At 37.7% G+C, this 16,221-nt stretch carries 16 protein-coding genes; 2 read left to right on the forward strand and 14 right to left on the reverse strand.

The features are described 5' to 3' along the window. Positions 1-522, reverse strand: a complete 522-nt coding sequence (locus tag AC1DNH_RS16075) for a GNAT family N-acetyltransferase (protein ID WP_477610063.1) — start codon at positions 520-522, stop codon at positions 1-3. A gap of 74 nt (positions 523-596) precedes the next feature. Here AC1DNH_RS16075 and AC1DNH_RS16080 point away from each other — a divergent pair, with 74 nt between their 5' ends. Together AC1DNH_RS16080 and AC1DNH_RS16085 are read left to right on the forward strand one after the other, a co-directional pair. Continuing rightward, entirely contained in the window at positions 597-1,229 is a 633-nt protein-coding gene (locus AC1DNH_RS16080) for an ABC transporter ATP-binding protein (RefSeq protein ID WP_477580758.1), read from the forward strand. Continuing rightward, on the forward strand, positions 1,229-2,359 hold the full coding sequence (locus AC1DNH_RS16085; RefSeq protein WP_477580760.1) for a hypothetical protein: 1,131 nt from the start codon (positions 1,229-1,231) through the stop codon (positions 2,357-2,359). Before AC1DNH_RS16080 ends, AC1DNH_RS16085 begins: the two co-directional genes overlap by 1 nt. 111 nt (positions 2,360-2,470) lie before the next feature. On the opposite strand, the gene dacB is transcribed toward AC1DNH_RS16085, so the two are convergent. From dacB to AC1DNH_RS16150, 13 genes are all read right to left on the reverse strand, one after another. After that, entirely contained in the window at positions 2,471-3,877 is a 1,407-nt protein-coding gene (dacB, locus tag AC1DNH_RS16090; protein WP_477580762.1) for a D-alanyl-D-alanine carboxypeptidase/D-alanyl-D-alanine endopeptidase, read from the reverse strand. A gap of 17 nt (positions 3,878-3,894) precedes the next feature. Then, positions 3,895-5,019 (reverse strand): ATP-binding protein, encoded by a 1,125-nt coding sequence (locus AC1DNH_RS16095; protein WP_477607700.1) that lies wholly within the window; start codon positions 5,017-5,019, stop codon positions 3,895-3,897. Positions 5,020-5,162: 143 nt separating this feature from the next. After that, complete coding sequence (locus AC1DNH_RS16100) at positions 5,163-5,765, reverse strand: CDP-alcohol phosphatidyltransferase family protein (RefSeq protein ID WP_477580766.1); 603 nt, start codon at positions 5,763-5,765, stop codon at positions 5,163-5,165. Positions 5,766-5,832: 67 nt separating this feature from the next. After that, positions 5,833-6,822: an aspartate-semialdehyde dehydrogenase gene (locus tag AC1DNH_RS16105; protein ID WP_029274013.1), complete on the reverse strand. Its 990-nt coding sequence runs from the start codon at positions 6,820-6,822 to the stop codon at positions 5,833-5,835. 360 nt (positions 6,823-7,182) lie between these two features. Continuing rightward, entirely contained in the window at positions 7,183-8,052 is an 870-nt protein-coding gene (locus tag AC1DNH_RS16110) for a TIM barrel protein (protein ID WP_477580769.1), read from the reverse strand. Positions 8,053-8,061: 9 nt separating this feature from the next. Next, entirely contained in the window at positions 8,062-8,937 is an 876-nt protein-coding gene (locus AC1DNH_RS16115) for a sugar phosphate isomerase/epimerase family protein (protein ID WP_215131348.1), read from the reverse strand. A gap of 10 nt (positions 8,938-8,947) precedes the next feature. Further along, complete coding sequence (locus AC1DNH_RS16120) at positions 8,948-9,838, reverse strand: hydroxypyruvate isomerase family protein (RefSeq protein ID WP_477580773.1); 891 nt, start codon at positions 9,836-9,838, stop codon at positions 8,948-8,950. A gap of 1 nt (position 9,839) precedes the next feature. Continuing rightward, positions 9,840-11,081 (reverse strand): nucleoside permease, encoded by a 1,242-nt coding sequence (locus tag AC1DNH_RS16125; RefSeq protein WP_477580775.1) that lies wholly within the window; start codon positions 11,079-11,081, stop codon positions 9,840-9,842. A gap of 155 nt (positions 11,082-11,236) precedes the next feature. Continuing rightward, positions 11,237-11,917 carry a 3-keto-disaccharide hydrolase gene (locus tag AC1DNH_RS16130; RefSeq protein ID WP_477580777.1) on the reverse strand — a complete coding sequence of 227 codons (681 nt, stop codon included), beginning with the start codon at positions 11,915-11,917 and terminating at the stop codon, positions 11,237-11,239. A 60-nt stretch (positions 11,918-11,977) separates the two neighbouring features. Beyond that, entirely contained in the window at positions 11,978-13,435 is a 1,458-nt protein-coding gene (locus AC1DNH_RS16135; RefSeq protein ID WP_477580779.1) for a Gfo/Idh/MocA family protein, read from the reverse strand. Between the two features lie 30 nt (positions 13,436-13,465). Continuing rightward, entirely contained in the window at positions 13,466-13,852 is a 387-nt protein-coding gene (locus tag AC1DNH_RS16140) for a c-type cytochrome (protein WP_477607703.1), read from the reverse strand. Between the two features lie 108 nt (positions 13,853-13,960). Then, positions 13,961-15,013 (reverse strand): sugar phosphate isomerase/epimerase family protein, encoded by a 1,053-nt coding sequence (locus AC1DNH_RS16145; protein WP_029274021.1) that lies wholly within the window; start codon positions 15,011-15,013, stop codon positions 13,961-13,963. Between the two features lie 9 nt (positions 15,014-15,022). Continuing rightward, positions 15,023-16,180: a Gfo/Idh/MocA family protein gene (locus tag AC1DNH_RS16150; protein WP_230149676.1), complete on the reverse strand. Its 1,158-nt coding sequence runs from the start codon at positions 16,178-16,180 to the stop codon at positions 15,023-15,025. Positions 16,181-16,221: the final 41 nt, after the last annotated feature.

Consider the following 16,221-nt stretch of genomic DNA (forward strand, 5'->3'; position numbering starts at 1 on the left):
TTAATGCTGTTCTCTGCCTAGCTGGTGTTTCCTAAATCCAAAAATGAATTCATCAAAATATTCGCCATTTTTAAAAATAGTATCTTTTAGCGCTGCCTCGAAAATAAAGCCCGATTTCTTTAAAACCTGCTGCGAGGCCAGGTTCGTATGTGTAGTCCGTGCGAAAATTCTTTCAATATCAAATGTTTCGAAACCATATTTAAGCATTTCTTTTATGGCAAGCGGAACAATGCCTTTGCCCCAAAAATCCTCAGCAATCCAATAGCCTATTTCTGCACTTTTGCTGTAAATATCGGCCAGTTGATGCACACCAATCGATCCAATTACTTCATCGTTTAACACAATGGCCTTGATTTGTAAGGGATCATGACTCAGTGCGAGTTGAATAAAAGCCTCGCCATCTTTTTTCTCATAAGGAAAAGGGAATTTATTGGTTAAATATTTCGAAATATTGAAATTGTTGGCATGTTTAACCAAACTTTCAACATCACTTGGTTGGTAAGGGCGTAAAATTAATTGCATTGTGTATGATTTTATCAAGATGATTGTGCTTTGTAACTTTTCATTAAAACTAAAGTCAGAAACAAAATGCTTTTATGTTACACTTCAATCAATTTGAAAAATCTTATTTCAATCATCTTGTTTTAAAGATAGATAATATTAAAATTCCCGAAGGCATTTTCTGGATAAAAGGAAGTAACGGTTCGGGGAAAAGTACCCTCTTGAAAGCAATTGCAGGAATATTGTCTTTCGAAGGTGATATCGCGATAAGTACTATTTATTTAAAAGATCATGGTGTTTCCTATCGAAAGCTTGTAAATTTTGCCGAGGCCGAACCACTGTACCCCGAATTTTTGACCGGATTTGAAATGGTTGATCTTTTCGCTAAAGCCAAGGGGGCTGTTTCTGATCAAGCAAAGATCTTAATTGCTGAAATGGGTATGGAGCCTTACATTCATAATCCATTGGGTTCATATTCTAGTGGCATGTTAAAAAAGTTGTCGTTGGTTTTGGCTTTTTTAGGGCAACCTAAATTGATCTTATTAGACGAGCCTTTAAATACGATCGATGTAGAATCTTTGGAGATATTATACCGCTGGATTAATGAAAAGTGCCAAAATGAAAAAATCAGTTTTTTACTTTCCTCACATCAGCCATTAGATGAGTTAAAATTGCCCGGACTTCAACAGATCAATATTCAAGATAAAAAAATAATACTGAATTTTTAATGTCGTTGCTTTCAAATACCGCCTTAAAGAAAATATTTGTTGATGGTTTTTACCGTACCCATGCAGCTATGTTGGTATTCATCTTTGTGATGTTGATCAGTTACTGTTTGTTTATCAATACCCTGGGCACGGTTTGGCCCGACCAGATTGATTTCTGGCAGTTTTTCTTTACCATTAGTTTGGTGAGTAATCCACTAATGATGACTTTCTATCTTATAGGTAGCACATTGTATGCTTACAAAAGCTTAAAATACGTCTTAAGTCAACTTGTTTTGCCCCAGCAAGAGTTTCTGTATTATAGTTTCACGTCGTCAACCAAAAAACAGCAGTTTATGGCCTGGTGTGTAGTGCAGACCTGCATATTTATCCCTGTATTGTGTTATACGCTATACGTCATAAGCATTGGAATTGTATTTGGATATTATCTTATTTCTATCGGGATTTTATTTTTTCAATTGCTTCTGGTTTTAGCAGGCGCTTATATATACCTTAAAGAAAGTAACCGTTTAATAGAAGCTAACAAGCCAAATTGGTTACTCAGGGTTAGCAGAAAATGGAGCAAACCTGTTTTTTTGTTATATAGTTTTCAGGTTTTCAATCAGGCGAAATTGGCTTATGCGCTCACCAAACTGCTTTCGTGGGTGCTGATTTCGAGTGTGTTGGTAGTTTTTGCTGATCTTAAAGATGATTCAAGATTATTGATGCTTGTTACCTCCTGTATTATTGTGGCACATGTGGTGCTCATTTATCAGGAGAAGGTTTTTAATAATAGATACTTGTCTTTCTTGCCAAATTTTCCTTTTACTAAAGAAAAAGTATTTTTTAGTTTTTGTTTAAACTATCTCGTTTTATTACTGCCCGAAATCTGTTGGATATTTACCAACTTTGGTATTTTAACATCGTTTGGGTTAATCGCATTTACCTTTTCTGCGATTCTGTTATTTAGAAGCTTACTTTTGTTAAATGCAATACAGGTTAAAGGATTTTTGATATGGGTTTTTAGTCTGTTTTTCCTTTTTTATGTATTTATCATGTTTGGCTTCGGATTAATCCTTATTCCGTTGAATTTTATTGTGGCTTGGATGGTATTTAGGAGAAATTATTTGAATAATAATTGTATCGGTATTTGATGAAAAGATTTACCTACTACCATCGCCGTGCTGATCCGATAGCTATTGGATCAAGGTGACTGCGCGGATGTATATGTGGCCAAATGATATATTTTAATCGAAGTTTTTCTATTACTTCAGTTCATCTAATACCCTGAACAGCTTTTTGTTAATCCCGCTTCCACTATAGTTATTGATGTTAATAACGATTACATATTTATTACCTGCAGCATCAGTATGATAGCCTGCAAATGCCGAAACATCATTTATTGTTCCACTTTTAATTTTCATACCATTGTACTCGGGTAAGGCCTTATAATAATCTGCGAACCAGTTTTCTTTCTGGATCTGGAAAAGTATATCCGCCATTGCCGAAGTTGTTATTCTATCTCCCGGAGAAAGTCCGCTACCATCAATAATGTTTAATGCCGTTTTATCAATGCCTTTATCGGCCCAGAAATTGATTTCGGTTTCCGCTCCTTTACTTGTTGTACCTGCTTTGCCTGATTTTATCGCAATGGTTTTTAAAAATGACTCGCCATATAAATTGATGCTTTTCTTTAAAAACCAGTAGGCCATCTCGCTTAAATTAGGCGAACTGATGGTGCTTATTTTCTGTGTAAGCGAAGGAATGACCTGATTGTTCAAGGTCATTAACCTTGCCGTTGTGGCTTGCTGACCAGTCGAAATACCCAATCTTTTTAAAGTATCCTGTAAACGGTAAGCGCAATCAAAAGCAGGGTCGGGGAGGGCTACAGAAATGCCTGTTTTGGCAATGCCTATTCCCCAGCTTCCGCGGAGGTAAGCAATATTACTGTAAGGTGGAAGAAAAGCGTAACTTCTATCGCCAGAACCCGGACTTCCGGTTTTTAGTTCATTTATGATCTGTACATAAGGCGTTGCCGGAACTGTTTTTACTACCTTAACTTCATCTGCTGTACTACTTCCAGGTTTCAAATGAATATCAAATTGATTTTCGCGCCAGGCTAAGCCAGAAGTCCCGGCACCATAATAATTGCCAATATCCTGCCAAACCCAACCCTCAGGCGTTGTTTGTGTGCCAAAAATGCGATCGTCGCCAATTATTGTGCCTTCAATTTTTTTGATTCCTGCAGATTTTACTGCAGTAACCCATTGTGTTAAAACAGCATTCTCTTTGTTCTGATATCGCCAGGAGCCCAAAGTTGGATCGCCACTGCCAATAATGATCAGGTTTCCTTTTAATATTCCATCTGTAGTAATTGTTCCAGTATAGGCCAATGTGGTTTGGAATTGAAAATCCTTCCCTAAAATACTGAAAGCCGTGGCTGCAGTTATGGTTTTTAAGGTTGAAGCCGTAGCCAGGCCGATCTGCTCATTTTTGGCATAAAGTGTTTTACCTGTATTGGCATCTAAAACGCAAAGTGAAGCAATGGCATGTTTTGCCTGCTCATCATTTAATAAATTATCGAAGGCTTTTTCGAGGTTCTGAATTCGATTTTGAGCAATTGCAGCTATGCCTGAGAAAAGAAATAAGGTTAATATTTTGAAAAATTTCATGTAAGGCAAAGATTATTTTATATCAGAAAATTAGTATAGTTAGATTTGTTTATAACGTTTGTATCGTTTGTGGGATATGCATCTAAAAACGTTGATGGAAACCTCACTTTTTTATTCTCGTTCCATTTTATCTCTATGGCATTTATTTTTCCATCAATTTCTTCTATTAAATCAATTTCCTGCTGTTGAAAGCTTCGCCAGAAATGATATTTAGCATGTTTTCTTTTGTTATTACTTGCTTTTATGTATTCCGAAACGATATAATTTTCAAAAAGCTGACCAGCATCCTGCCTCAGCGCAAGCATACTAAAGTTTTCGATCACTGCATTGCGGATCCCAGTATCATAGAAATATATTTTTTTGCTCTTTTTTATTTCATTCCGTAGGTTACTACTGTATGCCCCCAGCCTAAATACAACAAAACATTGCTCTAATAAATCGATATAACGCTCAACGGTTAGTTTATCGGCTTCAATCATCTGGCCAAGCTCGGTATACGAAACCTCATTACCAATTTGCAAGGCTAAGGCCTGCACTAATTTTTCGAGCTGCAAAGGCTTTCTGATGCCTGTAAGTGATAAAATATCTTTAAAAAGATAACTATTGGCCAAATTCATTAAGAGTTCTTTTTCTTCTCCTGGATAATTAATCGCATCGGGATAAGAGCCATAGATCAATCTTTTTTCCAATGCCTGTTCTTCGGTAAGGATATTGGTATCATCAACAAGCTCTGCTACCGAAAAAGGAAAAAGATGATATTCAAATTTTCTTCCCGTTAGCGATTCTTTTATACCAACAGCCAGATCTAATGATGAAGAGCCTGTAACCAAAAGTTGCACATTGGTAAAATTATCTACGATTAATTTTAATGTTAAACCGATATTCGCAACCCGTTGGGCTTCGTCGATAAAAATGAATTTATTTGAACCGACGATTGATTTTAGTCGCTCAATGCTAATGTCTGTTAATGCGGTGCGAACATTGGCTTCATCACAATTAAGAAAAACAAAGGGAAGTTCTGTTTTTTGTACCAATTGCTTTAACATAGTGGTTTTACCTACCTGCCTTGCGCCGGTAACTATAATTGCTTTTTGCTTGAAAAATTTTGATTCTATGTGCGTTTGCAGACTTCTAATTATCATTTCATTATATCGTATTCAATAACAAATATAATGAGAAATTTAATTGTAATCTCTTTTTTATATATAATTTAGTGATTACAATCCCTTTTTTATATATAATTTAGTGATTATAATCTTTTTTTTAGTTTTTATGTCGCAGCAAATTATCCATTAAACAGCTTGTTACGTTTAATTTCTTTTCCCTGCCTTAGCTTTACTGCATGATAGATGGTAGGTACATCGTTGGTCCATTTTTTTAGCGTGAAAACGATGGCAAGTATTTCTATTCGGGTTGCCAATCCGAGCCAAAAGCAAATTTCAAATAATACAACCGATTCGCAATGCACTATAATTTCGACCAAAGTGGCAAATATAGTCAACGTCCAGATTTTAGCGCCGATAGAATGGGTAGCGATTTCTTTTCTGAATTTGATATAACTTAATGCATAGGTTGAAACTTCGAAAGAACCAAGGACAATCAGTTTTACCAAGTTGACTTTGAAAAAATCAGGACATTGGATATAAGTAGCAACCGCAACCGAGATAAAAAATACCTGATCAATACTGGAGTCTAAACGTCGTAATTTTTCGGAGGAGATATTGAGTTTTCTGGCTATTATTCCATCAAATACATCTGTTAATAAACCGATCGATAATAATGTGATTGCAAGAAAAGAATAATGATTGACGTGGAAAAAGCTTAATAGAATTATTATAAAACCAATCAGTAACCTGGAATATATTAAAGCGATTGGAATATGTTTCATGGTGGAGAGCGGGTATAAAAAAAGTCCCCCGATTTTTACACCGGGGGACTTCTCTTGAGGTTATTAATTAAACTAATTCTTTCTGAATTAGATATTCGGCAATCTGAACGGCATTGGTTGCCGCGCCTTTGCGCAAGTTATCTGCAACAATCCAAAGATTTAAAGCTTTAGGCGCCGATTCGTCTCTACGGATACGGCCTACAAAAACTTCATCTTTTTCATGAGCATCTTTTGGCATTGGGTATTTTAAGTTGGCAACATCATCAACAACGATTATGCCTGGTGCTTTTTCTAAAATACTTCGCACTTCAGCTAAATCGAAGTCATTTTCGAACTCGATGTTTACCGATTCTGAGTGACCACCCATTACCGGGATACGAACTGTGGTAGCGGTAACTTTAATGCTATCGTCGCTCATGATTTTGTTCGTTTCCTTAACCATTTTCATTTCTTCTTTGGTATATCCGTTATCTGTGAAAACATCAATATGTGGAAGAACATTCAAATCAATTTCGTATGGATAAGCTTTAGGGCCATCAATGCCTTTACGCTCGTTCATTAATTGCTCAACGGCTTTAACACCTGTACCCGTAACTGATTGATAAGTAGAAACGATTACACGTTTAATTTTGTATTTATCGTGCAAAGGTTTTAAAACCACAACCATTTGAATGGTAGAACAGTTCGGGTTAGCAATGATTTTGTTATCGATAGAGAGTTCGTGTGCATTAACTTCTGGTACAATTAATTTAATTGCAGGATCCATTCTCCATGCAGAAGAGTTATCGATAACAGTTGTTCCGGCTTCTTTAAAACGTGGAGCATGCTCTAACGAAGTATTTCCACCTGCTGAAAACAAAGCGATATCTGGTTTCATGCTGATTGCAGTATCCATGCTAACAATTGGGAACTTCTTACCCTTAAAAGTAATTTCCTTGCCAACACTCTTTTCTGATGCTACGGGAATCAACTCTGTTAAAGGGAAATTTCTTTCCTCCAATACTTTTAACATGACAGTGCCTACCAATCCGGTGGCACCTACTACTGCTACTTTCATTTTAAATTTTAATTATATATTATTAAACATTTGATATAAGCCCAAATATGCTAAAAATTAAGCTTATATCCCCATTGTTACCAATTAAATTTGCTTTTAATATTTAAAATCTTACTTTTTCAGTAGAAAATAAGGTTAAAAAGATTAGGCATAATTCGATTTAGTTGTACTTGATGGGTATTAAATGAGAAGGTATATGATAACCTTAGGTTGTAGAGAGCACTACAACTAGTATGAGGCGTCACCCTGAATTTATTTCAGGGTCTGTTTCATAAGAAAGATGCTGAACTAAATTCAGCATGACGATCGGAGAGATTTAAACCTCGCAGGTTTTCGAAACCTGCGAGGTTTGGATAAGTTTTAAATCAAATTGGCTTTGATATAATCACAGCTTGTTTTGATCGAACCAACTGGATCAGGTTGGTAATTGGTTTCGTGCTCTACAAAGAAATGTTGCATGCCTGAAAGTTTTGCCTGAGCAAAAATGCTTTTAAAATCAATAGAACCTTTACCTACCTCGGTATTCCATTCAGGTTTGGCTTTGTCCATATCTTTAACATGCCACATTGGGAAACGGCCTGGATATTTTTTGAACAAAGCTAACGGATCGTTACCTGAGCGTACCACCCAGTATAAATCCATTTCGAAATTTACCAGATTTTTATCGGTTTCGCTTAAGTAAACATCGTAACCGGTAGTATCACCTAATTTTTTAAATTCGAAATCGTGGTTGTGGTAGGCGAATTTTAAACCAGATGCTTTTGCAATTTCGGCAACCTTATTAAAATCATCAGCGGTTTTCTTAAAGCCATCTACTCCTTTGCTCATATCTACGTGTGCACCAGCAATGGTAAAGTATTTACCACCAATTGCTGCTGAAGATTCGATATCGGCTTTTAACTTATCGGTTTTTCCGGTTTTTGAAAATTCATCCATTCCGTAATGTCCGCTTGGTGCTTTTAAACCGTTTGCATTTAATAATGCTTTAAATTCTTTTGGGGTTAAGCCCCAAAATTTTCCATTAGAAAAACCATAGGTTTCTACTTCTTTGTATCCGGCTTGTGCCACTTTTTCGATAATGCCTTTTACATCTTTTGGCAGCTCATTACGTAAAGAGTATAGTTGTAAGCCAATATTTTTATTTACTTTATCAAAGGCAAACGACGGAATTAATAATACCGCTCCGGCAGCTAATCCTGCCTGTTTTAAGAATGTTCTTCTTGAATTCATCTCTTAAATTTAAATAATTTCTTTTTTAATGTATGCACAGCTCGCTGCAACAGATTCCATTGGGTTTGGCTTGTAATTGGTTTCGTGTTCTATAAAGAAGTGTTTCATGCCCGAAAGTTTGGCATCAGCAAAAATAGGTTTGAAGTTGATAGAACCTGTTCCTACTTCAGCATTTAACGCTGGATTTGCTTTATCCATATCTTTAACATGCCACATGGTAAAACGGCCTGGATTTTCTTTAAATAGTTTGATCGGATCGTTTCCTGAACGAACTACCCAATATAAATCAAGTTCAAAATCAACAAGGTTTTTATCAGTTCCTTTTAGCAGGATTTCGTAACCAGTGGTATCACCTTGTTTCTCGAATTCGAAATTATGGTTGTGGTAAGCTAACCTGATACCCGCTTCTTTGGCCAATTTTCCGGCTTCGTTAATTTTAACCGCAATTTTTTTGTAGTCGTCGGCACTTTTTCTAATGCTTTCATCTAACCAGGGAATGGTTACATATTCGCTTCCAAGCACTTTGGCAGCAGCAATTGCTGCTTTTAATTCTTCAGTGTTTCCATCGGTTAAATAGCTGCCTAAACCGTAGTGACCGCTTGGTGCAGTTAATCCGTTATCATCAAGCAATTTTTTGAATTCGGCTGGTGTTAAGCCCCAAAATTGATCCTTTATCGAAAAACCGTAGGTTTCTACCTCTTTAAAGCCTGCTTTTGCCACTTTAGCTATGGTGCCTTTTACATCTTTCGGAAGTTCATCTCTTAAAGAATATAACTGCAGACCAACTGATTTTTTATCGGAAGCCACACAAGCAAATGATGGAACCAAAAGTGCTGCAGCTGCAGCCATACTACTGTTTAAAATAAAACTTCTTCTTGATAACATAGGTATATTTTTAGATGTCGCAAATAGAAACTGCCTTTTTTAGAGAGGCTATTTTATCTGCATTTTTAGGTATAAATTCTTGTGCAACGAAACCTTTAAAGCCAGTTTCGGCAATGGCTTTCATGATGGCAGGATAATATAATTCCTGTGTATCGTCTATCTCATTTCTACCCGGAACACCAGCGGTGTGATAGTGGGCGATGTATTGATGATATTCTCTGATGTTTCTAATTACATCACCTTCATCAATTTGCATGTGGTAGATATCGTATAACAATTTGAAGTTTTCAGATCCTAAACGTTTGCAAAGTTCAGCGCCCCATGAAGTTCTATCGCACTGGTAATCTTTATGGTTAATTTTGCTATTTAGCAACTCCATTACAAGTACCACATTGTGTTTTTCTGCCAAGGGCATTAACTGTTTTAATCCTTTCACGCAGTTGTTCCAACCTGTTTCATCATCTTTACCACGGCGGCTTCCACTAAAGCAGATTAAGTATTTGTAGCCGGCTTCGGCAACAAGTGGAATCATCGCGGTATAGTTTTGAATTAACTTTTCGTGGAATTTTTCGTCGTTAAAACCATCTGTTAAATTAATTTCGGCACCATTACACATGGTAGATTCTAATCCATGTTTCTTTAAAGTCGGCCAATCTTTTGGCCCAACTAAATCAATGCCTTTAATGCCGATCTTTTTAGCTTCAACACAAAGCGTTTCTACATCTAAACCGCTAAAACACCAACGGCAAACGGCATGATTGATATTTCCTTTTAGCCTTAATGGCTGATCTGATTCTGATTTATCCATTGCTAATGCTGAAAATCCTGAAGAAACACCAATCGCAGCAGTTCCTGCGATGATGTTCTTTAAAGCATTTCTTCTATTTACGTTCGACGCCATATTAAACAGTTTTAGGTTCTATTTCAGCCTTGGATTTATCGTTGAAAACCAATGCAAATAATAAAAATACCACTAATGCAATTCCTGCTGGGATAATCCAGATCATTTTCCAGTCCATTACGCCATCTGCTGCTTTGTAGGCATCAGAAATTTTACCTGCTACGGCAAATCCAATTAACATACCTACGCCGTAAGTAGCTAAGGTAATTAAGCCTTGGGCTGAGCTTTTAAAACGCTCGCCGGCTTTAGAGTTGGTATAAATCTGTCCTGAAACGAAAAAGAAATCGTAGCAAACACCGTGTAATGCAATTCCTAAAATTAGCATAAAACTCAGTTCGCCTGCATTTCCGTAAGCAAATAATGCATAACGTACTGCCCAAGCCAGCATGCCCACCAAGATGGTCATTTTAAAACCGAATCTTTTAAAGAATATTGGGATAAATAATAAGAAAATAACTTCTGAAGCCTGACCAATCGTCATTTTTCCCGTAGGGTTATCCATACCGATATTGGAAAGGAATGGATTTGCATTTTGGTAGTAAAAAGCCAGAGGGATACAGATCAAAATAGATGAAATAAAGAAAATCAAGAAGTTTCTGTCTTTCAAAAGTTTTAAAGCATCCAGACCTAATACATCAGAAACGGTAATTTTTTCGTCTGAAGATACCTTAGGTGGGGTCTTTGGTAAGGTAAAGCTGAATAAACCTAAAACTAAAGACACTATACCAGCCATTAAGAAAGTATTTTTCAATAAGCCAGCTTCTGTACCTTCTTTTGAATCCCAATGGAAGAAATAACTGATTAATAAACCTGCAGCAATCCAGCCTAAGGTACCCCATATGCGGATTGATGAAAACTCTTTCTCCGGATCTTTCATTTGATTGAAAGAAACTGAGTTTACCAAAGCCAGTGTTGGCATAAAAAGAATCATGTAGCCCAACACGTAAGGATAAAATATGCTTACATCTGTAGCATTATACATTTGGTACATCAATAGTGCTCCGACAATGTGCAGCACACCTAAAATGCGCTCAGCATTAAAATATCTGTCGGCAATTAAACCTACAATAAAAGGAGCAATGATAGCGCCCCATGATTGGGTTGAAAATACAGCTCCGGTTTCTGAGCCCGTGGCTTTAAGGTTGTTTCCTAAGAAAGTTCCAAGTGTTACAAACCAGGCGCCCCAGATAAAAAATTCCAGGAACATCATGGCAGAGAGTTTAAAGCGAGTAGTGCTATTCATTTGGCTTATATAAGGTTGTTTAAGGTTAAAGGTATAGGGTGTAAGGTTAATGCGAAAGCGGATAAACTTTATGCTTTCCCGCTTTCTAACTCAAATGTCTGGTTTAAGCGAAAGACAAGAAACCTTCAGCTTCTACCTTACGCCTTAAACCTCAATTATAGTTCTTTAATAGAGATGTTTTTGTACCAAACCTCATCTCCGTGATCTTGTAAGGCAATTTTGCCTGTTTTAAAAGTTCCCCAGTTTTCCCATGTTGCAAATTTGCTGCCCGCAACAATTTTTTTCCAGTTATCATCCCAAAGCGTGGTTTTTACTACTTCAACACCGTTTAAAATTAGTGTTAATTTGCCCTTTTTACTGATGATTTCTGCTTTATTCCATTCGCCAACAGCTTTAACTGGCTCTGATGAACTTTTTACCAGATCGTACAAATCGCCGGCACGGTGTTTAGTGATTTTTCCATCTGGGTGGCCATCATTATCAATAACCTGCATTTCTAAACCTGTAGAATAGGTAGCATGGTATTTAGGTTCTTCGTGAACATAAAAAATTAAACCGCTATTTGCTTTTGGAGCCACTTTCCATTCATATTTTAAATGGAAATCGCCGTATTCCTTATCAGTAACCAAATCGCCGCCACCGTCTTTACCTTTAGTAGCTAAATCTAAATGAAGGGCACCATCCTGAACCTGCCAGGCGCTACCAACCGTAGTTTTGTTGTAAGTATGCCAGCCTGTTGTTGTTTTACCATCAAAAAGTGGCTTAAAGCCCTTTTGGGCCTTTGATATTTGTGTTAAGCTTAACAAAATGCAAGCAGAAAGAAAGATTTTTTTCATTTTTTTGAATTTAAACCTCGCAGGTTTTTAAAACCTGCGAGGTTTGTAGATGTGTTTTTATTAAAGCGTTAAATTGTTCCAGCCTTTGCGGTATTCGCGTTTTACAAACTGGTTTGCTTCGTCAAAATTGGTGACTTTCATATTGTCGTTATCCCAAAGCATTTTAGTGTACCGGCCTGGGTAAGTAGTTTTGCCGTTTACCGTTTTTTGGATATCAAAACTTCTGATTGCCAAATTTGCCATCAGTAAAGCTTCAGTTAATGGACCTGCAATTTCGAAAGGAGAACTTACTTCCTGCTTGCCATAACCTGCAATTGCAGCTTCAACCCATTGTTTATAGTGCCCGTTTGCACCATCTGGTACGCGAGCGTATTTTGGTGCAACTTTAATGTCTTTGTTTTTACTTAAAGGCAATAATTTCGGATTGGCACTATACGTTTCAGACATCATTTTACCTTTAGTTCCGATAAACAAGGTACCATTACCACCATCGCCAAAAGTTTCGTTTGCTTCTAATTCTTCAGGGCGTTCTGGTTGGATACCACCATCCATCCAGTGTAAGGTAACATCACCTTTTGTTTTATCTGTTTTCGGGAATTTCAAGGTAACATGGCTTGATGGAGGGCAGCTTTCAGGGAAATAACCACGTTTAAATTCATCTACATAAACAGAACCTACACTGGCCTGAACTTCTTTTGCGTATTTTAAGTTTAATACGCTAAATGGAGCTTCGATTAAGTGACAACCCATATCGCCCAAGGCACCAGTGCCATAATCCCACCAGCCACGCCAGTTAAAAGGAACCAATTTGTCAATATAATCTTTTTCAGGCGCAGTACCTAGCCATAAATTCCAATCCAATTCGGCGGGGATTTCGGCTTTTTTTGTAGGGCGAGGAATGCCTTGCGGCCAAACCGGTCTATCAGTCCACGCGTAAACTGTATGTACATCGCCAATTAAACCAGCTTCGTACCATTCTTTCATTTGGCGCGGACCATCGTTTGATGCACCTTGATTTCCCATTTGGGTTACCACTTTATATTTTTTTGCAGCAGCGGTTAGAATCCGAGCCTCATAAATATCATGTGTTAAAGGTTTCTGCACATAAACGTGTTTGCCCAATTGCATAGCTGCTAAAGCCTGGATAGCATGATTATGATCAGGAGTAGAAACAGATACAGCGTCGAAATTTTTATGTTCTTTATCTAACATTTCGCGCCAATCTTTATAGTATTTTGCTTTAGGGAAAGCTTTAACACTATTTGCTGCACGGCGATCGTCTACATCACATAAAAAAGCAATGTCTGCTTTTCCGCTTTTGTAAAACATGCTTAAATCGCTTTGGCCTTTTCCGCCAACACCAATACCGGCAACCAATAAACGATCGCTTGGTGCCAGATAACCGGGGCCACCTAAAACATGGCGGGGCACGATCATAAACGCAGCAGCGGCAATAGCTGTGGTCTTAATAAAATCACGGCGGTTACTCGTGTTTTTATTTTCTTGCTCTGTTTTCATATAAGTAAATCGATTTGCTAACTGGGTCGATTATTTTTTCTTTAAGGATAAGATATACTTTACCATTAATTTTGCATCGTCTTTTTTAAGTGTAGCATGAGCGGTCATTGGCATATTGCCCCAAACTCCCGTTCCACCTTTAATAATCTTATCAGCTAACATGTTGATATTTTTCTCAGTAGCCGGATATTTTTTTGCAACTTCTACGTATGCAGGGCCAATAATTTTGTTGGTCTTGTTATGGCAACCAAGGCAATCAGATTTGTTGATCAGTTTTTCACCTGGGTTTGACTGCAAAGCAGCATGATTGGTTAATGTTGCTGTCGCAACCACAGTTTTCTCCTTCGTTAAATCGGCTTTTGAAAACGACGCCATAAAAATGACTACAGCGCCTAAAATTAAAAATGTTTTTTTCATGTGTGTTGTGTTGTTTTTAATTGCATTCAAGCTTGCATAAGCGGTAATATTTATTCGTTGTTGCTTATGCAGGTTTTCATTCTGTGTGTGTTTTGTGTTTTGTTAATCTTATAATCCTAATATTTTTTTATTGAAAGCGCTATCACTACCCGATGCTGCAAAATCGTCAAATGCTTTATCGGTTACGTTAATGATGTTCTTTTTAATAAATTCTGCGCCTTCGCGGGCACCATCTTGCTGGTTTTTGATACAGCACTCCCATTCCATAACGGCCCAACCTTTAAAATCATATTGCGCCAATTTACTAAAAATGGTTTTAAAATCAACCTGACCATCACCTGGTGAGCGGTAACGACCGGCTCGGTTTGCCCAACTCTGGTATCCACCAAAAGTGCCTTGTTTGCCTGTAGGGTTAAATTCTGCATCTTTAACGTGGAACGCTTTTATGCGTTCGTGGTAAAAATCGATGTATTGAATGTAATCCAATTGTTGCAACACAAAGTGAGATGGATCATACAATAAGCATGCCCGAGGGTGATTATTTACTGCAGCGAGGAACATTTCGTAGGTTTCGCCATCAAATAAATCTTCTCCTGGGTGTATTTCGTAGCAAACATCGACGCCACATTGGTCGAATTCGTTTAAAATTGGTGTCCAGCGTTTTGCCAATTCTGCAAAACCTTCTTCAACCAATCCTGCCGGGCGCTGTGGCCAGGGATGGAAATATTGCCACAATAATGAACCACTAAATGTAGCATGTGCATTTAAACCTAAGTTTTGAGAAGCTTTAGCTGCATATTTCATTTGCTGCACCGCCCATTCTGTTCTTGCTTTTGGATTTTTGTGTACTTCTTTTGGTGCAAAAGCATCAAACAGGTCATCGTAAGCAGGGTGTACCGCAACCAATTGACCTTGTAAGTGTGTAGAAAGTTCAGTAATTTCTAGGCCATAAGAAGCTATTTTTCCTTTCAGTTCATCTGCATAGGTTTTGCTTTCAGCAGCTTTTTGAAGATCGATAAATCTTGTATCTAAGGTTGGCATCTGAATACCTTTAAAACCTAAACCTGCTGCCCATTTACAAATACTGTCTAGGGAGTTAAATGGGGCCTCATCGCTTATAAATTGTGCTAAAAATACTGCTGGTCCTTTTATCGTTGTCATGCTCGCTTGTTATAATTTATAATCTAACCACTTTTGGTCTGATTGGCTAGAAGCCACTACATTTTCGATAAATGCCATTCCTCTAATTCCATCTTCAGTACTTGGAAAGTCTAACATTGCAGCAGTAGGCTGCTCGTTGTTCAACTTCGCATCTACTGTTAATGCAAAGTTTTTATAAATATTGGCAAATGCTTCTAAGTAACCTTCTGGGTGACCACCAGGAGTTCGGGTATTGTGCTGTGCGAAACTGCCCATATAACCGTTGCCTGTTCTGTAAATTTGAGCAGGAGCATTTAACCATTTTACAATTAAGGTGTTCGGCTCCATCTGGTGCCATTCCATGCCACCTTTTTCGCCATATACTTTAATCTTCAATGCATTTTCTTCTCCGGCAGCAATTTGCGAAGCTACAAGAACACCATTGGCACCATTATCGAATTTTAATAATACGTTTCCATCGTCATCAATAGCTCTACCTGGAACAACAATGCTTAAATCAGCACAGATTTTAGTAATTTTTAAACCAGAAATATACTCTGCTAAATGAGCGGCATGTGTACCGATATCGCCCATACTACCGCTTTTTCCGGTTTTAGATGGATCAGTGCGCCAGGCTGCCTGTGCATTTCCTTCGCGTTCTGATAAGGTGCTTAACCAGCCTTGAGGGTATTCGACCATGATTTTTCTGATTGCGCCTAAAGCACCTTCGCTAACCATTTGTTTGGCCTGTTTAACCATTGGGTAACCAGAGTAGGTATGCGTTAAGCATAGTGTTAAGCCAGTTTCTTCTACTTTGGCTTTTAGCTGCTTTGCTTCTTCCAAAGTTAAAGTCATTGGTTTTTCAATCACCACGTTAAAACCCTTATCCAAAGCCATCATTGCAGGAGCAAAGTGAGCAAAGTTAGGGGTAACGATGGTTACAAAGTCAATTCTTTCATCTGCTGGCAACTCACTTTCCTTCGTCAGCATTTCTTCGTAATTGGTGTAGATTCTGTTATCCGGAAGAAAAAGTAGTTTTCCAGATTCGTATCCAATTTCAGGATTTACACTTAAAGCTCCGGCAGATAATTCAATAAGGCCATCCATATTGGCAGCCAAACGGTGTACGGCACCGATAAAAGCGTCTTTTCCACCGCCTATCATGCCCATTCTTAATTTTCTTTTCATTTTTATAAAAGGTGTGAGGCGTAAGGTGTAAGGCTTAGGGC

Source organism: Pedobacter sp. 01N310 (genome assembly GCF_056399805.1).